This window comes from Nocardia sp. NPDC060249 (genome assembly GCF_042728755.1).
GTDB lineage: Bacteria > Actinomycetota > Actinomycetes > Mycobacteriales > Mycobacteriaceae > Nocardia.
In genome coordinates this window covers 144,676-164,871 of record NZ_JBHXAQ010000001.1, presented here as the reverse complement: position 1 = coordinate 164,871, position 20,196 = coordinate 144,676, and the positions used below count along the sequence as shown (strand labels likewise).

Sequence of the window (20,196 nt, the reverse complement as noted above, 5' to 3'; positions counted from 1 at the left end):
GCCGAAGTTGTGCACCTGTGGATAACTCGATTTACCCGCGCAAACGGCCGAGGACCTCGTCTTGGAGCAGACCGTTGGAGGCCACGGCGTCGCCGCCGTGCGGGCCGGAGCGTCCGTCCAGGGAGGTGAACGCGCCACCCGCCTCGCGGACCAGGATGTCGAGGGCGGCCAGGTCCCACAGTGAGACCTCCGGTTCGGCGGCGATATCGACCGCACCCTCCGCGACCAGGCAATAGTTGAAGAAATCGCCGTAGCCGCGAACCCGCCAGACCGCGTCGGTGAGGTCGATGAACTTCTCGCGCAGGCCGCGCTCGTGCCAGCCGGACAGGCTGGAGAAGGCCAGGCTCGCGGCGTCGAGGCCGGCGACCGCGGAGACCGAGATCGGCTTCGGCGCACCGGGGTGGACCTGTACCCACGCGCCCGAACCGGCGGCGGCCCACCAGCGCCTGCCCAGTGCGGGCGCGCTCACCACGCCGACCACCGGGACACCGTCCTCCAACAGCGAGATCAGGCTGGCCCAGACCGGCACGCCTCGGACGAAGTTCTTGGTGCCGTCGATCGGGTCGACCACCCACTGTCTGCCGCTGAACTCGGCGTCTCCACCGAATTCCTCGCCCAGGACGGCGTCGCCGGGGCGTTCGTCGGCGAGGACGCGGCGGATCAGCTGTTCTACCGCGAGATCGGCATCCGAGACCGGGGTGAGGTCCGGTTTCGAGTCGACTGTGAGGTCGACGGCGCCGAAGCGATCGTGGGAGATGGCGTCGGCCTGGTCGGCCAATCGCAGGGCAAGGTCCAGGTCAGCGGAGTAGGCAGCCACGGTGGGAGTGTATTCGCCGAGCCGGCGCGCTCGGGTTCGCGGCGCCGCGAACGCCGTTGCCGTTGACTGCCCCAGCTCAGCGGCTCCGGCCGGGTGTGCGAGAACGTGGCGAAGCGCCTGCTCAGGCCGCGACCTGGGCTGTTTTCGCCGCGACCAGAGCACTTGTCCACCAGTGCAATTGGTCGAGGAGGGCGGTGGCGGCGGCTGCTGGTTCCTGCGGGTCGTGCAGTCGGCCGGCCTCGTCGAAGAGCATGTAGTAGCGCGGGAACGAGACATAGTTGCGCACGGTGTGGGCGTTGAGTTCGTTGAAGACCTGGCGCAGGTGTTCGATGGCCAGGAGTCCGCCGGAGCCGCCGCTGTAGCCGACGAAGCCGATCGCTTTGGCGTCCCACTGGGTGAAGTGCCAGTCGATGGCGGCCTTGAGGGCGGCGGGGTAGCTGCGGTTGTAGTCGGGGGTGACGATCACGTAGGCGTCGGCGGCGGCCAGGCGGTCGGTGAGCTCGCGCATGTCGGCGGGGCGGACCGGGTCGGGATCGAGGGCGGGCGGCACGGCGGGCAGAGCTGGCAGGGCGGTGTCGGCGAGGTCGATGATGTCGACCTCGAAGCGGTCGTCGACCTGCTGTGCGAACCAGTTCGCGACGACCGGGCCGAAGCGGCCGTCACGGACACTGCCGATGATGATCGCGAGTTTCAGCGTGGACACAGTGTTCTCCTCTTCGTCGTACCGGCCCGATCAGCCGGTACGACCAAATCTCGCGGACCGTGAGGGTCGTAGGGAGACCACGCTGAGAGTGGTAGTGGCACGGCCACTCTGCGCGGCACCGCGCTGGGTACCGTCGAAGAGGTGAGCGACAACGAACTCGGGCTGTTCCTGCGGACCCGCCGCGAAGCGGTCTCCCCCGCCGAGGTCGGGCTGCCCGCCGGGCAACGCAGGCGCACGCCGGGCCTGCGCCGCGCGGAGGTCGCGATGTTGGCCGGGGTCAGCGTCGAATATCTGATCCGGTTGGAGCAGGGTCGCGACAGCCATCCCTCCGCTCAGGTGCTGTCCGCGCTGGCCGAGACGTTGCGGCTGAGTCCACGCGAGCGCGTCCATCTGCACCAACTCAGCAAAGGTGTGTCCGGGTTCAGTTGTGGGGCTGCCGAGAACGGCCCCAATCGCACGGTGCGTCCGACGGTCCTGGCGATTCTCGCCCAGCTGGAACCGGCGCCCGCCGTGATCACCAACCGCTTCACCGAGATCCTGGCCTGCACCCAGGGGTACCGGACATTGATGGCGCCCGCGGGGTTGTTCGAGCAGGGCGAGCCCGCCAACGTCGCCCGATTCGTGTTCACCCACCCCGGCGCCCGCGAGCTGTATCCGGAGTGGGACGCCGCCGCCGACAAGCTGGTCGCTTCGCTCAAACAGGGCCCGTTCCGCGCCGACCCGATAGTCGCCGCCCTGGTCGACGAACTCACCGTCACAGCGGGCAGCAGCTTCACCGATCGCCTCGCGACGCTGCCCGGGCTACCGCCGTCGGGCGGTATCGATCGCCTCACCCACCCCGAGGCGGGCACCCTGCGGCTGGCCTACGAATCGCTGGATCTGTCCATCGACGACGACCAGTCGCTCTACGTCCTGCTCCCGGCCGACGAGGCCAGCGCCACCGCCCTGGACCAGCTGGTCGGACGCCGCCCCGGCGGCCTGCGGTCCATCGCAAGCTGAGGCGATTGGGCACGGTGTCGGAGGGGACCGGTAGCCTAGGACATCGTGCATCCTGACGTTATCGCCGACCTCGCAGAACTCGACACCACGCTCAAGACGGTCGAGTCGGTTCTCGATGTCGAGGAGCTACGCCGCCGCATCGATGAACTCGAGCACCAGGCCGCCGATCCCGAGCTGTGGAACAACCAGGAGCACGCCCAGCAGGTGACCAGTGAGCTCTCGCACGCGCAGAGCGAATTGCGCCGGGTCGAGGATCTGCGCCAGCGGCTCGAGGACCTGCCGGTGCTCTACGAGCTGGCCGAGGCCGAAGAAGACGCGGCCGCCGCCGAAGCCATCGCCGACGCCGATGCCGACCGCGCGACCCTGCGCGAGGACATCGAGGCGATGGAAGTACGCACACTGCTCTCGGGCGAGTACGACAAGCGTGACGCGCTGGTCAACATCCGTTCCGGCGCCGGCGGCGTCGACGCCGCCGACTGGGCGATGATGCTGATGCGCATGTACATCCGCTGGGCCGAACGGCACAAGTTCCCCGTCGAGGTCTACGACACCTCCTACGCCGAAGAGGCGGGCCTCAAGAGCGCCACCTTCGCGGTGAAGGCGCCCTACGCCTACGGCACGCTGTCGGTGGAGATGGGCACGCACCGCCTGGTCCGGATCAGCCCGTTCGACAACCAGGGCCGCCGCCAGACCTCCTTCGCCGAGGTCGAGGTCCTGCCGGTGGTGGAGACGACCGACCACATCGAGATCCCCGAGGGTGAGATCCGGGTCGACGTGTACCGCTCGTCGGGCCCCGGCGGCCAGTCGGTCAACACCACCGACTCCGCGGTGCGCCTGACCCACATTCCCACCGGCATCGTCGTGACCTGCCAGAACGAGAAGTCGCAGCTGCAGAACAAGATCTCGGCCATGCGCGTGCTGCAGGCCAAGCTGCTCGAGCGCAAGCGCCAGGAAGAGCGCGCGCAGATGGACGCGCTCAAGACCAACGAGGGCGCCTCGTGGGGCAACCAGATGCGTTCCTACGTGCTGCACCCGTACCAGATGGTCAAGGACCTGCGCACCAACCACGAAGTCAACAACCCGACCGCGGTGCTCGACGGCGACATCGACGGCTTCATCGAATCCGGAATCCGTTGGCGCATGCGCGATCAGGACGACGCGTAGCCAGCTGTTCGCTCACAAACCGTGCCTTTCACCACGTTTGACCGCACGCCGTGACCGACCTGTAACCTTTCTGGTGTGCGTTCGACCGAACCGAAACTGTGCCTGTGCAGGTCCATGAAGGAGACGCGATGACCGACGTCCTCGCGGCCAACAGCGGACCCGAGATCACCGACTGGATGCGTTCCAGTGGGCTCGAAATCGTCCTGCTGATCGTCGGCGCGATGCTGTTCGGCCGGTTCGCCGCGTTCTTACGCGACCGGGTGACCACCAAGATCGACTCGGGTTTCCAGACCAGTGACGCCCTGGTCCGTACCGAAGCGGCCAAGCATCGTCACGCACTGGCCCAGGTGGTCACGTGGGTGGTGCTGACCATCGTGTACGTGCTGGTCGGTATGGAGGTGCTGCGCAGGCTCGGCTTCGCGGTGACGGGTCTGGTCGCGCCCGCGGCGGTGCTCGGTGCCGCGCTCGGTTTCGGCGCACAGCGCATCGTCCAGGACATTCTGGCCGGGTTCTTCCTGATCACCGAGCGCCAGTACGGCTTCGGTGACGTGGTGCAGATCTCGGTCACCGGCTCCGCGGATCCGGCCGAGGGCACCGTCGAGGACGTGACGCTGCGCATCACCACGCTGCGCAACTCCGACGGCGAGGTGATCATCGTCCCCAACGGGCAGATCGTGAAAGTCACCAACCTGTCCAAGGATTGGGCGCGCGCCGCGATCGACGTCCCGGTCTCCGCACAGGCCGATATCACCAAGATCAACGAGATCCTGCACGCGGTGTGCACCAAGGCCTACGAGGATCGCCGCCTCAAGCCACTACTGCTCGACGAGCCGTCGGTGATGGGTGTCGAAGATCTCTCGCTCGACGTGATGAACATCCGGATGGTTGCCCGCACATTGCCAGGCAAACAATTCGAAGTGGGTCGCGAACTGCGCGTGCGCGTCGCCGCGGCCCTGCGTAAGGAGGGAATCAGTGAAACCACGTAAGTCCACAGCGATCCTGATGGCGGCGTGGCTGTCGACGTTTGTCGTCTACCTGTTCGTCAAACCCACCGATACCGCCGCCGAAGGCCCGACGACGTTCCTCAACGCCGTACCGACCTGGGTGAATGCCGACCCCCAACCCTGATCGGCGCGCCGCGTCCCGCTGAGACGGCTCGTTCGCTGGTTACACTGGCTCCCCGTGATCACCATGCGCAACGTGACCAAGTCGTACGAGACCTCGACGCGACCGGCGCTGGACAACGTTTCCGTCGATGTGGACAAAGGCGAGTTCGTCTTCATCATCGGCCCGTCCGGTTCGGGCAAGTCGACTTTCATGCGACTCCTGCTCAAGGAGGAGGCGCCGACATCGGGCGAGATCCGGGTCGCGGATTTCCGTGTCGACCGGTTGCCCGGCCGGAAGGTGCCCAAGTTGCGGCAGCGGATCGGCTGCGTCTTCCAGGACTTCCGGCTGTTGCAGCAGAAGACCGTGGAACAGAACGTGGCGTTCGCGCTGGAGGTGATCGGCAAGCGTCGCCAGTTCATCGAACGGACGGTGCCCGAGGTGCTCGACATGGTCGGGCTCGGCGGTAAGGGACAGCGGTTGCCGTCGGAGCTGTCCGGTGGTGAGCAGCAGCGGGTCGCGATCGCGCGCGCGTTCGTCAACCGGCCGCTGGTCCTGCTCGCCGACGAGCCGACCGGCAACCTCGACCCCGACACCAGCGCCGACATCATGGCGCTGCTGGAACGGATCAATCGCGTCGGCACCACGGTGCTGATGGCCACCCACGACAATCACATCGTCGACGCCATGCGAAGGCGGGTGGTGGAACTCGACCGCGGCAGACTCGTGCGCGACGAAGCGACCGGCGTCTACGGGGTGGGTCGATAATGCGACTGAGTTTCCTGTTCACCGAGGTCGTCGACGGCCTGCGCCGCAATCTCACGATGACCATCGCGATGATCCTGACCACGGCGGTCTCGCTGATGATGCTCGGCGGCGGCATGCTGTCGGTGCGGATGGCCGACAAGACCGAGAACTTCTTCATCGGCCGCCTCGAGGTGCGCTTCTATCTCGACGACGCGGTGTCCGACACCGATCCCGACTGCGCCGCCGACCCGTGCAAGTCGCTGCTCGCCGACCTCAAGCAGACCTCGGGTGTGGAGAGCGTGCAGTTCCTCAACCGCGCCGACGCGCTCGAGGAGGCGAAGAAGCTGTTCGCGGATCAGCCGGAGATGGTGCAGTACATCGCCGACTCACCCCTGCCCGCCTCGTTGCGGGTGAAGATGACCGACGCCGATCAGTATCAGCACATCTACGACAGCTTCGCGACGCGGCCGGGCGTGCGGATCGTGGCCAATGACAAGGAGTTCGTCGACCGGCTGACCAGCCTGTTCGACGGGTTACGCAATGCCGCGTTCGGCTTGGCGCTGGTGATGGCGCTGGCCGCGATGCTGTTGGTGCTGAACATGGTGCAGATCGCCGCGTTCACCCGGCGCACGGAAGTCGGCATCATGCGCCTGGTGGGCGCGACCCGCTGGTATACGCAGCTACCGTTCCTGCTCGAAGCGGTCGCGGCCGCTTTCGTCGGGTCGGTGCTCGCGATCCTCGGCCTGGTCATCGCCCGGCCGCTGGTGATCGATCGGGCATTGGGCCCGCTGTTCGACAGCAATGTTTTCCCGCGAATCACCGGCGACGACATCGCGGTGGTCGCCCTGACGATCGCCCCCGTCGGCATCGTCTTCGCCGCCGTCACCGCCTATCTGACGCTGCGCTACTACGTGCGCGAATAAGGTTCGCGCGCGGCGGGCCCGGCTAGATCGGTCCCGCCACGTGGGGCTGTTTCGGGCCCGTCGACGGCCGCTCCCCGGCGTGGGCGAGGCTGGCGCCGAGTTGAGCGGCGAGTTGAGATCGCTGACGGTCGAGGTCGGCGATGCGACGGTCCAGGTCGGCGGTTCTGTCGGCCATGATTCGCACCGACATCTCGCAGGCTTGGACCGGCCCCGCGTCCTCGGCGCACGGCATGAGCAGGGCGATGTCATCGGTGTTCAGCCCTGCGGCCAGCAGTTCCCTGATCCGTGCGACGGTCGATACCGCCGATGTCGGATAACTTCGATAACCGTTGCTGTCCCGGTGCGGATGCAGCAGACCCTGTTCCTCGTAGTAGCGCAGCAGCCGGGTGGCGACCCCGGTGCGTCGCGCCAGTTCGCCGATCAGCATGTGACCACCGGCACCTTCGGCTTGACCTTCACACCCATGTGAATCCCTAACGTCGCCGCCATGACCACGATTCCCCTGCACACCACCGTCCATGGTTCCGGCCCCGGCATCGTCCTCGCGCACGGCGCGGGCGGCGGGATCGAGAGCAACTTCGGCACCGTGATCGCGGCGCTCGCCGACGGTCACACCGTGGTGGCCTCGGACTACCCGGGCGACGACACCCCGTTGACCCTCGACGACCTGGCCGACGCCCTAGTGTCGGCCGCTGTCGAGGCCGGCGTCGAGACCTTCACCATCATCGGATTCTCACTCGGCACCGCGGTGGCTGTGCGCGCGGCCGTGCGCCACCCCCACCGCGTCACCGGCCTTCTGCTCACCGCAGGCTTGGCCGCCCCCGACAGTCGCGCCCAGCTCATCGTGCGGTTCTGGCAGGACCTCCTCGATCGAGGCGACCACGAATCCTTCGCTCGTCTCGTAGTGCTCACCGGTTTCTCCACCGGGTTCGTCAACACGCTGCCCGCGACCGCGATCGATGAGATCGTCGGTCAGACTGCCGCCTCGATTCCCGGTGGCACCCGTCAACAGGCGAAGCTGGTCGAGTCGGTGGACACCACGGCCGACCTGTCCGCCGTCACGGTGCCCACCCTTGTCGTGGCGACCACCGCCGACCTGCTGGTCGATCCCGCGAACTCGCGGGCACTGGCCGCGGCGATTCCCGGCGCCGAATACGCCGAGATCGAGGCAGGCCACGTCGTGATGGTCGAGCGTCCCGACGAGTGGCGGAAGCTGTTGACCGAATTCCTCGACCGCCACGGGCTCTAGCAATCTCATGACACATAACGAATCGGGCTCGACCGCAGCCATGAGTCTGGCCAGAAACGGCGACAACGGCGGCCGATCGGGGTAAGACCAGTCCAGTTGCCGACCAGCGTGACAGAGGTCGGCGATCCCACTTTGGGTCAGCGCACATCTTACTCTGGAGTAAGATAGACTTACCGAAGAGTAAGATGGTGGGGTCGAAGGCACCCCGACAGCCGAGGAAATCAGGTGATGATGAGCACTCGAGACAGCGCGACGAAGCGACGTCCGAACGACACGTCCGCGGTCGGTCTCAGCCAGCCCAAACGGGACTGGATGGGCGCCGCGATGCGCGCTTTGACGACCATTACCGGGTCGGAGCTCGCGGGCAAGTACAACCTGCGCAAGCCGATCGAGCGAGTCACCTACGAGGGCACCAAGACCGGGTTCCGCACCCTGGGCGCGGCCACTCGTACGTTCGCCAAGGTCGCGGGCGGCGGTGAGCCCAAGCGTCTGGTCGACAACGAGTCCAAGACCAAGGACTACTTCGATCTCACCCCGTCCGACGAGCAGCAGATGATCGTCGAGACGGTGCGTGATTTCGCGGGCGAGATCCTGCGTCCCGCGGCCTACGACGCCGACAATGCCGCCAAGGCCCCGCGCGACCTGCTCGAGCGCGCCGCCGAACTCGGCATCACCCTGATCAACGTGCCCGAGGAGCTGGAAGGCGCGGCTTCCGAGCGCGGCGCCGTCACCAACTCCCTGGTCGCCGAGGCGCTGGCGCACGGCGACATGGGTCTGGCGCTGCCGATTCTGGCGCCGAGCGGTGTCACCGTCGCCCTGTCACAGTGGGGCACCGACGCCCAGCAGCAGACCTACCTCCCCGCCTTCACCGGTGAGAGCGTGCCGCAGGCGTCCGTGGTGATCAACGAGCCGCGCGCCCTGTTCGACCCGTTCGCCCTGCAGACCAAGGCCGTTCGCTCCCCCAGCGGCTATCAGCTCAACGGTGTGAAGAGCCTGGTCCCGGCCGCGGCCGACGCGGAACTGTTCATCGTGGCCGCCGAGCTCGACGGGCGCCCCGCGCTGTTCATCGTCGAGTCCGACACCGCCGGGCTGTCCGTGGAAGCCGACCCGAGCATGGGTCTGCGCGCCGCGGGCCTTGGCCGGCTGATTCTGGACAACGTGGCCGTCGGCGCCGACGCCGTCCTCGGCGACAGTGACGCCAAGACCCGTGCCGCCGAGTACGGCGACGCGGTGCAGCTCGCCCGGCTGGGTTGGGCCTCGCTGGCCATCGGCACCGGCCAGGCCGTGCTCGACTACGTGATCCCGTATGTGAACGAGCGTGAGGCGTTCGGCGAGCCGATCTCGCACCGTCAGGCGGTGGCCTTCATGGTCGCCAACATGGCGATCGAGCTCGACGGCCTGCGCCTGGTCACCCTGCGTGGCGCGTCGCGCGCGGAGCAGGGTCTGTCGTTCGCCCGCGAGGCGGCGCTGGCGCGCAAGCTGGCCACCGACAAGGGCATGCAGATCGGTCTGGACGGCGTGCAGCTGCTCGGCGGCCACGGCTTCACCAAGGAACACCCGGTCGAGCGGTGGTACCGCGACCTTCGTTCCGTCGGTGTCGCCGAAGGCATCGTGCTGGTCTAGGCCCGTTTCTCACCTTCCAGGAGCCCCCTCATGATCAATCTCGAACTCCCCAAGAAGCTGAAGGCGAGCGCCAACCAGGCCCACCAGGTCGCCTCGCAGATCTTCCGTCCCATTTCCCGCAAGTACGACCTCGCCGAGCACGACTACCCGGTCGAGCTCGACACGATGGCCGCCATGATCGAAGGGCTCGCCGATTCCGGCACCCAGAAGATCGGTGGCGCCGCGGGCGGCCGTAACGACGAGGCCGCTACCGACCTGACCGCCAATGCCAACGGCGGCAACATGTCCGCGCTGCTCAACGCCCTCGAGACCTCGTGGGGCGATGTCGGCCTGATGCTCACCATCCCCTACCAGGGGCTGGGCAACGCCGCGATCGCCGCGGTCGCGACCGACGAGCAGCTCTCGCGCTTCGGCAAGGTGTGGGCCGCGATGGCGATCACCGAGCCGTCCTTCGGTTCCGACTCGGCCGCCGTCACCACCACCGCCACCCTCGACGGTGACGAGTGGGTCCTCAACGGCGAGAAGATCTTCGTCACCTGCGGTGAGCGCGCCACCCACATCGTGGTGTGGGCCTCGGTCGACAAGAGCCTCGGTCGCGCCGCGATCAAGTCCTTCGTCGTCCCGCGCGACGCTCCGGGTCTGTCGGTGGCCCGGCTCGAGCACAAGCTCGGCATCAAGGCCTCCGACACCGCGGTGCTGCTGCTGCAGGACTGCCGCATCCCCGCCGACAACATCCTCGGTTCGCCGGAAGTGAATGTGGAGAAGGGCTTTGCCGGGGTCATGCAGACCTTCGACAACACCCGTCCCCTCGTGGCGGCCATGGCCGTCGGCGTCACCCGCGCCGCGCTCGAGGAACTGCGTACCGTCCTCACCGAGGCGGGTGTCGAGATCTCCTACGACACCCCCGCGATGAACCAGTCCGCGGCGGCCGCCGAGTTCCTGCGCATGGAAGCCGACTACGAATCGGCCTACCTGCTCTCTTTGCGCGCCGCCTGGATGGCCGACAACAAGAAGCCGAACTCCCTCGAGGCCTCGATGTCCAAGGCCAAGGCGGGCCGCACCGGCACCGACGTCACCCTCAAGGCAGTGGAACTGGCCGGCACCATCGGCTACTCCCAGCGCACCCTGCTCGAAAAGTGGGCCCGCGACTCGAAGATCCTCGACATCTTCGAAGGCACCCAGCAGATCCAGCAGCTGATCGTGGCTCGCCGCGTGCTCGGAAAGACCAGCTCCGAACTGAAGTGACCAGGTAGACAATGAAATCCGGTGCGAGTCAATTTGCTGACTCGCACCGGATTTCTTGGTTCCGGAGGCCGTGGGGTTCGGGCTCATCGTCACTCAGGCCGATCAAGTGGCCGCTCCGGTTGCGAACCTGGCCGCCGTCCGCTTCTCTGGACCCGAGGCCTGTCTGCTGGGGGGAAGGAAAGGCACGTGCTCGAACACGAACAGTTCGTCGCGAATTTCATCGATTTCTGGGGCAATCCGTCCGTCGACCGGATACCCGAGATCCTGCATCCCGACATCGTGTTGTTGCAGCCGTTGAGCGCACCGATGCATGGCATCGACGCGGCCCGCGAAGAGTTCCGGGGGATCTGGCGACTGCTGCCGGATCTGCACGCGCAGATCGACCGATGGCGTGGTGACTCCGACGTGCTGTTCATCGAGTTCCGTCTCCGAGCCAGGGTCGGCCGTGGACTCATCGAATGGCCGAACGTTGACCGCTTCGTCCTTCGAGAGGGCAAAGCCATCGTGCGGACGAACTACTTCGACCCGTTCCCAGTCTTCGGCCAGGTCCTCGGGCACCCATCCCTGTGGTGGCGATGGTGGGCCTCCGGCGCGGCCCGCCCTTGGCGAACCGGACACAAGATCACCGACTATCGGTCCACCGTCGTCACCACGGAAAGCTAGCTGGCTGATTCCGCGCGGCGTTACGGTGATGGTCGGATTGTTCCGCGTTGTCACAACATCGCTGGACGGCAAACGACAGTGATGGGACGCGCGTCTTGAAGATCGACACAACGCTGACCGGCGGGCTGGCCACGATGGGCAAGGATGCCGCCGCCGCGGAGGCCGCGGGGTACGCGGGCATCTGGACGTTCGAGGGGGCGCACGATCCGTTTCTGCCGTTGTTGCTGGCCGCCGAGCACACCGAGCGGGTCGAGCTCGGTACCTCGATCGCGGTGGCGTTCGCCCGTAATCCGCTGTTGCTCGCCACCGTCGCCTGGGATCTCCAGGCCTTTTCGCGTGGCCGGTTCGTGCTCGGCCTCGGGAGCCAGATCCGCGCGCACGTCACCCGGCGTTACTCGATGCCGTGGAGCCGACCGGCCGACCGGATGCGCGACATGGTGCTGGCGGTGCGTGCCATCTGGACGAGCTGGGAGCAGGGCGGGCGGCTCGACTACCAGGGCGAGTTCTATCAGCACACCCTGATGCCGCCGCTGTTCCGCCCCGCGGCCGACGAGGTGGCCGGGTTCGGTCCACCGCCGATCTATCTGGCGGGCGTGGGGCCGGCGATGACCGCGGTGGCGGGGGAAGTCGCCGACGGCTTCATGTCGCACCCGTTCTGCACGCCGAGATTTCTGCGCGAGGTGACCCTGCCCGCCCTGGCGCAGGGCGCGGCGCGCGCACGTAAACCCGTGGACGACATCGTGATCCACCATTCGGCGATGGTCGCGACCGGCAGATCCGCGAGCGAATTGGCCACGGCCAGGCAGGCCGTCCGCAAGCAGCTGGCGTTCTACGGATCGACTCCGGCCTACTGGCCGATTCTCCAGTTGCACGATCGGGCCGAACTCGGACCCCGCCTGAAAGCGATGTCCAAGAACGGGGAATGGGATCGGATGGCCGACCTCGTCGACGACGATTTCCTCGACGCCGTCGCGATCACAGCCACCGACCCCGCCCGCGCGGCGGCGCAACTGCACGAACGCTACGACGGAATCGTCGAGCGGCTCGGGTTCAACACGCCCTATCGGGTAGACCCGGCGCTGCTGACAGAACTGTTGCGGGAGATGTGATGTCGCGCGGCATGTCGACGGGTCAGAGCGCAGTCGTGTCGTCGACGTGGAGTCGACGATCGAGGCGGTGGGGATCGACGTCGAGGAGCGGGCGGTCCCAGTGGGCCAGGTCGGCGGCGGAGGCGTAGGTGGTATCGAGGAAGTGCAGGAGGGTGGCGTCGGGGTCGGGGGACTTGCGGACCACGTCGTAGGGGAGGACGAATTCGCCGAGGGTGGTGTCCCACTGGGCGCCGTCGGGACCGGCGGGACGAGCGGAGTAGCCGTCCGGAGCCGGGTAGGAGTAGGCATAGAAGGTGCCTTCGGTACCACCGGGCCAAAAGCCCGCGCTCGCGCATTCGCGCGAGTAGGCCTCCTCCATCACCCAATCGGCGCAGTTGGGGGCGCCGCCGGGGTGCAGGGGCGCGGGGCGGCCGGAGAAGCGGGTGCAGGCCAGGTCGAAAGAACCCCAGAAGAATTGCACCGGACTGGATTTCCCGGCGAAACCGGCACGCCAGAGCTGGAACACTCGCTCGATCTGCACGAGCTGTTGCCAGAACAGGTGGACGGCGTCCGCGTCGTAGGAGTGGTGGGTGGTGTCCTCGGCGAAGGGGATGGCCGGGTCGACTTCGTTGGGCGAGGCCTCGATGTCGACCACGATGTCGAGCCGGCCGAGCACGTGGCCTAGTTCGGCGTAGAAGTCGGCGACCGTGCGCGGTCGCAGCGCGATCGTGGCGTGGCGGCCGTCGCTGCTGCGCAGGACGAGTTCGTGGTCGACGAAGTCGAATTCGATGTCGAGCAGGCGGCCGTCGACGGAAATCGCACCGGTCGTCATCCCGCGCGCGCTGACCGCGAACGTGACATTCCACCAGTGGTTCACCAGCGGTGTGCCCGCCATTGTCAGCTTGCCGATGATCTGCGACCACATGTGCAAGGTGTCGCGCGTGTCGGACCAGTCATCGACGCGTAGGGCCGGCCAGACGGCCTTGGCGGGAGTCGAACGTGCCATCGGATCCTCGCTCTCTCGGTGCGCGAGCCCGTGGGCCCCGCCCGTTCACAGCCAGGTGCGCTGGCTGATTGGTCAACCGTTCGGCGTGTCCTGCGACGGTTTCATCGTACGTCGGCGCTGGTAGATCGCGCCGCAGGGACGATCCCGACCATCGGTGGGGTTGTGTGGGACTCTGAGTCTCATATAACGTAGGTATCGCGCCACACCGAAGGAGACACCGCTGATGCTGTCGACAATCAAGAACACCGCCACCGATCCCGAATACCACGAGATCCTGCGCAATCTGTCCGAAGGTTCGGTCAACCGGCACTTCGACCCCTACGTCGACATCGACTGGGACTCCCCCGAATTCGCCGTGCACAGCGACGACCCGCGCTGGATCATGCCCGAAGAGGACCCACTGGGCCGTCACCCCTGGTACAAGGCCCAGCCGATCGACAAGCAGATCGCCATCGGCATGTGGCGCCAGGCCGGCATCGCCAAGGTGGGCCTGGATTTCGAGCAGCTGCTGATCCGCGGGCTGATGCAGTACCTGGTGTCGGTCCCCAACGGCGACCCGGAATTCCGGTACATCACCCACGAGGCTGCCGAAGAGTGCAACCACACGATGATGTTCCAGGAGATGATCAATCGCATCGGCTACCGCGATGTGATCGGCATGGGCACCATCGATCGCAAGCTGACGATGGCCATCTGGCCCGCGGTGAAGTATTTCCCCGAACTGTTCTTCACGATGATCCTCGGCGGCGAGGAGCCGATCGACCACCTGCAGAAGTCGCTGCTGCGCGCCGGCGTCGATCTGCACCCGATGGTGCAGCGGGTGATGCAGATCCACGTGGCTGAGGAAGCCCGGCACATCTCCTTCGCCCACGAATACCTGCGGCGCAACGTGCCCGGCATGAACCCGATCATGAAATCGGTGCTGTCCGTGGCCTTCCCGATCGCCATGCGGGTGATGCTCGACATGATCATGACCCCGCCCAAGGAATTCGTCGAGAAGTTCGACATCCCGGCGGAGGTCATGCGCGACGCCTACTGGAGCAGCGAGGAATCGCAGACCACGATGCGCAACATCTTCGGCGACGTGCGCGCCCTCGCCACCAACAGCGGCCTGATGAACCCGGTCGCCAAGCTGACCTGGCGTCTACTCGGCATCGACGGGCCGGTGACCCGCTACCGCAGCGAACCGGCCCGCAAGGTCGCCTGAGCAGGACCTCCCGCCGGAGTACCGTTCGGCCGTAGTCAGCTGTACACAGCGATGTACAGTTGACTATGGCCGATTACGACAGTGTGCCCCTGACCGAGTTACGCGGACAGCTGGGTAGTGTTTTCGACGGGGTGTCCGCGAGCGGACGGCCGGTGATCGTGACGCGGGAGGGGAAAGAATTGGTCGCGGTGGTACCCGCCGAGGTGTTGCGGCACGGGGCGTTGCCCCCCGCGTACTTCAACGATGATCTGCGCGAGCAGATCCTGGGCAAGCTCGACGACCGGATCACCCAGCACTGCGCGCAGGACATCGCCGAGGCGGAAGCCAAACTGAGCAAGCTGATGGGCGCGCTGGACAGTCGCCAGTGAGCGTCGCCGATCACACCGCGCTCACCGCGCTGGCGTTGTCGCCGCTGTTCGGGCAGGTGATCATGCGCCAGTTCACCCAGCAGCGCCGAATCCTGGTGGTGCCCACCGTGAGTCTGATGGCCGCGATGCGCGCCGTCGACAACATCGACGAACTCGGGCGCCTGCTCGACAACCGCGTCGCCGTGCGCTGGGCCGAACTCGACGCCCCCACCGCGATCCGCATCGGCACCACCGTGCCGATCGTCGACGACCATCTCGACTGGCCGCTGATCGCGCCCGTGGTGTTCACCGCGCAGAATCTGGACATGCCGGTCCTCACCGCCAAACCCGAGCTCTATCGCGGCTACAAAGTAGAGATCGCGAACATGCCCTGACCGACCCTCGAGGTCCTGAACTCGGCTCACCCCGGGGTAGTGACAGATCCCACATCGGCTGTCGGTACCGTGCACAGGTGGTCGGCAGCGGAGAGCCCGGCCGGCCCCGTACAGCGGACGAATTACCCGGAAAGAGCAGTACCAGGAACACTCGAGGAGAGCTGGTTATGCATCATCTGAGTTTCATGCGTCGCTTCACCACCGCGGTAGCCGTCACGTCGGCCGCCGTCGCCATCGTCTTCGCGGGCCCCGCGGTCGCGGAACCGGCGCCACAGACTGTCGATGTGGCCGCGGCCGTCGCGCAGCTGCGTACGTCGGTCGCCGACAATCCGGGCGCCCTCGCCGCACTCGACAAGCTCGCCGCCGAGGGCACGGTCGATGTCGCGCTGCCCGCGCAGCCGTTCCAGATCCCGGCGACCTCCGATATCGGCCAGAACGGCGGCGGCCCCGGAGTGTACGGCTCGGGGATCGCCCTCGATCTCGACGGCTTCCGCTTCGGCTTCTTCGGCGGGCCCGGCACCATCTCGCCCAATCAGGGCAACGCCAAGCTCGAGGTCATGTGGCTGAATCTGTCCAGCGGGCAGAGCGGCACCGCGGTCCTGACCGAACACCAGGACGTGCCGGTCGACACCACCATCCGCACGGCGCCACTGAACACCGGCGCCGGGCTGGTCGTGGCAGCGGTCTACGGCAACCTGTGGCACCGCTGGTCCGTGCCGGTCGACGAGGCGCATCCGGACGGGTTCGCCTACCAGCTCGGCACCGTCCAGCAGCCCTCGTTCGGCGCTGTCACGCGCTGACGTTCGCCCACCGCGCACCCCGGGTCCCGGTGACCCGGGGTGCGTCGTCGTTTCGATGAAGCAGCGCAACAGCTTCGGTGTGGCGTAGGTTGACCGGCGTGGAGGATCTGGTCGACCGACTCGAAGAACTGGAACGTCGCGTTGCCGCGCTGGAGAGCGCGCAGCCCGAGCACGCGCAACTGCCGTGGGCGGTGGCACGCCTGCGGCGGGAATTCGACGATGCAGGCAAACGCACCGGCGGTGTGCTGCTGGCGGGCGCGTTGCAACTGCCCACCGGTGAGCGCTTCGATTGGCAGGCCCAGTACCCCACCGATGCCATCGTCGGTGATGTCTGGACCATCGAGGCGGCCAATTGTCTTGCCGCTCTTGCTGATCCGGTTCGGCTGCGGCTGCTGCAGGAAATCGTCTACGGGCGGAGAACCGCCGCCGATCTCGCCGCCATCGCGGAACTGGGCACCTCACCCGAGATCTACCAGCACTTGCGCCAGCTGGCCGCCGTCGGCTGGTTGCAGACCGCCGGATTGGGCCGTTTCGAGGTGCCGGAGGGCAGGCTGGTCCCGCTCCTGGCGGTGCTGGCGGCGGCCCAGCGCTGATCTTGTGGAGATGTCCCAATTGCCCGGTTAGGCTACTGTGACGCAAGGCACATCGACTGCTACGGTGAACGTCGAGTGAACAATGCTGCGGAGGTAGTCGAGTGAACCTGTCACATCTGCTCGAAAGCGTGAAGGCGATCGGGGTATTGCGCGCGCGTGGTGTCTCCGATCCCAAGACACCGCTCGAGACCCTGCGGACGATGAAGGAGTCCAAGATCTACGGCCCGCAGGCCACCCTCGTGCGCCATTCGGCCCGCGTCGCCCCCGATCAGGTGGCTCTCGTGGACGAGCGCGGTGAGTTGACCTATCGCGAACTCGACGAGCAATCCACCGCCATCGCCCGCGGGTTAAGCGAAGCGGGCATCGGCGAGGGCACGGTCATCGCCGTGCTGGCCCGCGATCACCGCGGCCTGATCATGTCGATGATCGCCGCGGGCAAGCTGGGCGCGCGCATCGCGCTGATGAACACCGGTTTCGCCAAACCGCAGTTCGCGGAGGTCTGCGAACGCGAGAACGTGCGCGCGGTGCTGCACGACAGCGAGTTCCTCGGCCTGCTCGACGCACTGCCCGTCGACCTGCCGCGCTACCTCACCTGGGTCGACGAAGGCACCGAACTCCCCGCGGGCGCCACGACGTTCGACGACCTCATCGCGAACAACTCCACCGAGGATCTGCCCGCGCCGAGCAAGCCGGGCGGCTTCATCATCCTCACCAGCGGCACCACCGGCCTGCCCAAGGGCGCACCGCGCACCAAGGTCACGCCGATGGCCACCGCGCAGTTCGTCGACCGCGTGCCGTTCCCGAAGCGGGGCACGGCGATGATCGTGTCGCCGATCTTCCACAGCACAGGTCTTGGCACCTGGCTGGTCAACTCGATCCTGTCGAACAAGATCGTCATGCGCCGTCGATTCGATGCCGAGGCCACCCTCGCCGCGATCGCCGAGCACAAGGTCGAGATGCTCGTGTGTGTGCCGACGATGCTGCATCGGATGACCGAGCTGCCTGCCGACGTCCGCGCGAAATACGACCTGTCCTCGCTGAAGGTCATCCTGTTCGCCGGCTCCGCGCTCACCCCGGAGCTGTGCATCAAGGCCACCGAGGCCTTCGGGCCGGTGCTCTACAACCTCTACGGGTCGACCGAGGTGGCCATCGCGACCATCGCGAACCCGGCCGAGCTGGCGGAAGCGCCGGGCACGGTCGGCCGATCGCCGATCACCTGCGAGGTCCGCCTCTACGACGACCAGGACCAGCAGGTCAAGACGCCGGGCGCGCGTGGGCGGATCTTCGTGCGCAGTGGCGCACCGTTCGAGGGCTACACCGACGGCAGGCACAAGCAGATCATCGACGGCTTCATGTCCAGTGGCGACATGGGCCATTTCACCGACACCGGGCTGCTCATGGTCGACGGCCGCGACGACGACATGATCGTCTCCGGTGGCGAGAACGTGTACCCGCAGGAAGTCGAGAACCTGCTGGTCGAGCGGCCCGAGGTCTTCGACGTGGCGGTGATCGGCGTCGACGATCCGGAGTTCGGAAAACGCCTGCGCGCGTTCGTCGTGCTCGAGGAGGGCCACACCGTCGACGCCGCCGAACTCCAGGCGCATGTCAAGGCGAATCTGGCCAGGTTCAAGGTGCCGCGCGAGGTGATCTTCCTCGACGAACTGCCCCGCAACGCCACCGGCAAGATCGTGCGCCGCACCCTCATCGACTATGAGGTCTCACAGGGATAGGTCTTGGTTACCGCGGAGTAGACAGCCAGGCCGGATCGCTTGCTAGTGTTAGCAACAGCACTGGATCTCGAAGACGCGGTCCGGCCTGCGGTTCTGCGTGGGCTCGGTCTGCCGGAAGGCTGTTCGATGTCTCTGTCTCTGCCCGCGCTAGGAACTACCGCCCGACGTGCCGGTGACTTCGCGCTCGGCGTCAAGGTCATGGTGGATCGCAAGCTGTTCAACCCGCTGCGCCTGGACCACGCCGCCCGTTCGTTCCGCAATGTCTCGAAGTTCGGCCCCTTCGCCGGCGTCGTCATGCACGCCGCGCAGAGCAGGCCGCAGGCGGGCGCGATCGTCGACGAGCTGGGTGAGATCACCTTCGGCGAACTCGACGCGCAGTCCAATGCCTTCGCCCGCGGCCTGCGCGCCAGTGGGATCAACGAGGGCGACGTGATCGCGGTGCTGGCCCGTGACCATCGCGGCATGGTGTTGAGCCTGCTCGCGGCGGGCAAGCTCGGTGTGCGCGCGGTGCTGATGAACACCGGGTTCGCCAAGCCGCAGTTCGCCGACGTGGCTGCCCGCGAGAAGGTCAAGGCGGTGCTGCACGACAGCGAGTTCCTCGACCTGATGAGCGCCATCCCCACCGAGATCCCGCGCGTGCTCACCTGGGTCGACGAAGCGCACGGGGCCGACCCGTCGATCCCCACCGTGGCATCGCTGTCGGCGGATCGTTCGACCGCCGCGATCACCGCCCCGAGCAAGCCCGGCGGCATGGTGATCCTGACCAGCGGCACCACCGGCACCCCCAAGGGCGCCCCGCGCGACAAGGTGAGCCCGTTCGCGTCGGCGCAGTTCGTGGATCGGGTGCCGCTGCCCAACAACGGCACCATGATCATGGCGGCGCCGATCTTCCACGGCACCGGCCTGTCGCAGTTCACCCTCGGGCTCGCCCTCGGCAACCGGGTGATCTTCCAGCAGCGCCGGTTCGACCCGGAGCAGACCCTAGCCAACGTGGTGAAGTACCGGGCGGACTCGCTGGTCGTGGTGCCGACGATGCTGCAACGCATCCTCGATCTGGACGAGCAGGTCCTGGCGAAGTACGACCCGTCGACGATGAAGGTCATCTTCGCCGCGGGCTCGGCGATCGCGCCCGACGTGGTGACCCGCACCCTGGACTACTTCGGTGATTCGCTCTACAACCTCTACGGTTCCACCGAATGCGCGGTGATGACCGTGGCCACTCCGGAGGATCTGCGCAAGGCGCCGACGACCGCGGGCAAGGCGCCGGTCGGCATCCGGATCGTGTTGCTCGACGAGAACCGCAAGCCGATCACCGCGCCGAACGTCACCGGAACGATCTTCGTGGACAACGGGTTCGCGTTCACCGGGTACACCGACGGCCGGACCAAGGAAATGGTCGACGGCATGATGTCCAGCGGCGACGTGGGCCACTTCGATGCCGACGGTCTGCTCTACATCGACGGCCGCGACGACGACATGATCGTCTCCGGCGGCGAGAACGTCTTCCCGCTGGAAGTGGAGAACCTCATCGCCGGCCGCGCCGATGTGTTCGAGGCCGCGGTGGTCGGCGTCGACGACCACGACTACGGCAAACGGCTGCGCGCGATCGTGGTGCCCGGCCCGGAGTCCAAGCGCGACGCCAAGGAGATCAAGGAATACGTCCGCGAGAACCTGGCCCGCTACAAGGTGCCGCGCGAGGTGATCTTCGTCGACGAGCTCCCGCGCAACGCCACGGGCAAGCTCCTGCGCAAGCCGCTGATCGAGATGCCGGTCGAGACGGACTGAGAACGACT

The 20,196-nt window shown here is 66.8% G+C and carries 22 protein-coding genes; 18 read left to right on the top strand and 4 right to left on the bottom strand.

Going from position 1 to position 20,196, the window contains the following annotated elements:
- Positions 1-31 precede the first annotated feature (31 nt).
- Both hisN and ACFWFP_RS00730 read right to left on the bottom strand, forming a co-directional pair.
- On the bottom strand, positions 32-817 hold the full coding sequence (gene hisN, locus ACFWFP_RS00735) for a histidinol-phosphatase (RefSeq protein WP_379292437.1): 786 nt from the start codon (positions 815-817) through the stop codon (positions 32-34).
- Positions 818-938: 121 nt separating this feature from the next.
- Positions 939-1,520, bottom strand: a complete 582-nt coding sequence (locus tag ACFWFP_RS00730; protein ID WP_379292436.1) for an NADPH-dependent FMN reductase — start codon at positions 1,518-1,520, stop codon at positions 939-941.
- Between the two features lie 141 nt (positions 1,521-1,661).
- Here ACFWFP_RS00730 and ACFWFP_RS00725 point away from each other — a divergent pair, with 141 nt between their 5' ends.
- From ACFWFP_RS00725 to ftsX, 6 genes are all read left to right on the top strand, one after another.
- A complete protein-coding gene (locus ACFWFP_RS00725) occupies positions 1,662-2,519 on the top strand; it encodes a helix-turn-helix transcriptional regulator (protein WP_379292435.1) in 858 nt (285 codons plus the stop codon).
- A 45-nt stretch (positions 2,520-2,564) separates the two neighbouring features.
- On the top strand, positions 2,565-3,683 hold the full coding sequence (gene prfB, locus ACFWFP_RS00720) for a peptide chain release factor 2 (RefSeq protein WP_379292434.1): 1,119 nt from the start codon (positions 2,565-2,567) through the stop codon (positions 3,681-3,683).
- 128 nt (positions 3,684-3,811) lie between these two features.
- Positions 3,812-4,669 carry a mechanosensitive ion channel family protein gene (locus ACFWFP_RS00715; RefSeq protein ID WP_379292433.1) on the top strand — a complete coding sequence of 286 codons (858 nt, stop codon included), beginning with the start codon at positions 3,812-3,814 and terminating at the stop codon, positions 4,667-4,669.
- The gene (locus ACFWFP_RS00710; RefSeq protein WP_378632946.1) at positions 4,656-4,811 is read left to right on the top strand and encodes a hypothetical protein; all 156 of its coding nucleotides are present in this window, start codon (positions 4,656-4,658) and stop codon (positions 4,809-4,811) included. Before ACFWFP_RS00715 ends, ACFWFP_RS00710 begins: the two co-directional genes overlap by 14 nt.
- Positions 4,812-4,865: 54 nt before the next feature.
- Positions 4,866-5,555 (top strand): cell division ATP-binding protein FtsE, encoded by a 690-nt coding sequence (gene ftsE / locus ACFWFP_RS00705; RefSeq protein WP_379292432.1) that lies wholly within the window; start codon positions 4,866-4,868, stop codon positions 5,553-5,555.
- On the top strand, positions 5,555-6,457 hold the full coding sequence (gene ftsX / locus ACFWFP_RS00700; RefSeq protein WP_378953048.1) for a permease-like cell division protein FtsX: 903 nt from the start codon (positions 5,555-5,557) through the stop codon (positions 6,455-6,457). Before ftsE ends, ftsX begins: the two co-directional genes overlap by 1 nt.
- A 22-nt stretch (positions 6,458-6,479) precedes the next feature.
- On the opposite strand, the gene ACFWFP_RS00695 is transcribed toward ftsX, so the two are convergent.
- Positions 6,480-6,884: a MerR family transcriptional regulator gene (locus ACFWFP_RS00695; protein WP_379292431.1), complete on the bottom strand. Its 405-nt coding sequence runs from the start codon at positions 6,882-6,884 to the stop codon at positions 6,480-6,482.
- Positions 6,885-6,944: 60 nt separating this feature from the next.
- Here ACFWFP_RS00695 and ACFWFP_RS00690 point away from each other — a divergent pair, with 60 nt between their 5' ends.
- The 5 genes from ACFWFP_RS00690 to ACFWFP_RS00670 all read left to right on the top strand — a co-directional run bounded on the left by ACFWFP_RS00690 (position 6,945) and on the right by ACFWFP_RS00670 (position 12,346).
- Positions 6,945-7,706: an alpha/beta fold hydrolase gene (locus tag ACFWFP_RS00690; protein WP_379292430.1), complete on the top strand. Its 762-nt coding sequence runs from the start codon at positions 6,945-6,947 to the stop codon at positions 7,704-7,706.
- 225 nt (positions 7,707-7,931) lie between these two features.
- Positions 7,932-9,329, top strand: a complete 1,398-nt coding sequence (locus ACFWFP_RS00685; RefSeq protein WP_379292429.1) for an acyl-CoA dehydrogenase family protein — start codon at positions 7,932-7,934, stop codon at positions 9,327-9,329.
- Between the two features lie 30 nt (positions 9,330-9,359).
- On the top strand, positions 9,360-10,574 hold the full coding sequence (locus ACFWFP_RS00680; RefSeq protein ID WP_379292428.1) for an acyl-CoA dehydrogenase family protein: 1,215 nt from the start codon (positions 9,360-9,362) through the stop codon (positions 10,572-10,574).
- A gap of 186 nt (positions 10,575-10,760) precedes the next feature.
- Positions 10,761-11,237 carry a nuclear transport factor 2 family protein gene (locus ACFWFP_RS00675; protein WP_379292427.1) on the top strand — a complete coding sequence of 159 codons (477 nt, stop codon included), beginning with the start codon at positions 10,761-10,763 and terminating at the stop codon, positions 11,235-11,237.
- Between the two features lie 95 nt (positions 11,238-11,332).
- Positions 11,333-12,346 carry a TIGR03617 family F420-dependent LLM class oxidoreductase gene (locus ACFWFP_RS00670; protein ID WP_379292426.1) on the top strand — a complete coding sequence of 338 codons (1,014 nt, stop codon included), beginning with the start codon at positions 11,333-11,335 and terminating at the stop codon, positions 12,344-12,346.
- Between the two features lie 22 nt (positions 12,347-12,368).
- Here the strand turns inward: ACFWFP_RS00670 and ACFWFP_RS00665 are convergent, their stop codons facing one another.
- On the bottom strand, positions 12,369-13,331 hold the full coding sequence (locus ACFWFP_RS00665; protein WP_379292424.1) for a DUF5996 family protein: 963 nt from the start codon (positions 13,329-13,331) through the stop codon (positions 12,369-12,371).
- Positions 13,332-13,554: 223 nt separating this feature from the next.
- On the opposite strand from ACFWFP_RS00665, the gene ACFWFP_RS00660 reads away from it, so the two are divergent.
- The 7 genes from ACFWFP_RS00660 to ACFWFP_RS00630 all read left to right on the top strand — a co-directional run bounded on the left by ACFWFP_RS00660 (position 13,555) and on the right by ACFWFP_RS00630 (position 20,188).
- Positions 13,555-14,538, top strand: a complete 984-nt coding sequence (locus ACFWFP_RS00660; protein ID WP_379292423.1) for a diiron oxygenase — start codon at positions 13,555-13,557, stop codon at positions 14,536-14,538.
- Positions 14,539-14,603: 65 nt separating this feature from the next.
- A complete protein-coding gene (locus ACFWFP_RS00655; protein WP_379292422.1) occupies positions 14,604-14,906 on the top strand; it encodes a type II toxin-antitoxin system Phd/YefM family antitoxin in 303 nt (100 codons plus the stop codon).
- The gene (locus tag ACFWFP_RS00650; RefSeq protein WP_379292421.1) at positions 14,903-15,280 is read left to right on the top strand and encodes a hypothetical protein; all 378 of its coding nucleotides are present in this window, start codon (positions 14,903-14,905) and stop codon (positions 15,278-15,280) included. The genes ACFWFP_RS00655 and ACFWFP_RS00650 overlap by 4 nt, the downstream gene beginning before the upstream one ends.
- Positions 15,281-15,447: 167 nt before the next feature.
- The gene (locus ACFWFP_RS00645; RefSeq protein WP_379292420.1) at positions 15,448-16,080 is read left to right on the top strand and encodes a hypothetical protein; all 633 of its coding nucleotides are present in this window, start codon (positions 15,448-15,450) and stop codon (positions 16,078-16,080) included.
- Between the two features lie 98 nt (positions 16,081-16,178).
- Positions 16,179-16,673: an ArsR/SmtB family transcription factor gene (locus tag ACFWFP_RS00640; RefSeq protein ID WP_379292419.1), complete on the top strand. Its 495-nt coding sequence runs from the start codon at positions 16,179-16,181 to the stop codon at positions 16,671-16,673.
- 101 nt (positions 16,674-16,774) lie between these two features.
- The gene (locus tag ACFWFP_RS00635) at positions 16,775-18,403 is read left to right on the top strand and encodes an acyl-CoA synthetase (RefSeq protein ID WP_379292418.1); all 1,629 of its coding nucleotides are present in this window, start codon (positions 16,775-16,777) and stop codon (positions 18,401-18,403) included.
- 126 nt (positions 18,404-18,529) lie between these two features.
- The gene (locus ACFWFP_RS00630; RefSeq protein WP_379292417.1) at positions 18,530-20,188 is read left to right on the top strand and encodes an acyl-CoA synthetase; all 1,659 of its coding nucleotides are present in this window, start codon (positions 18,530-18,532) and stop codon (positions 20,186-20,188) included.
- The last annotated feature ends 8 nt before the right edge of the window (positions 20,189-20,196 follow it).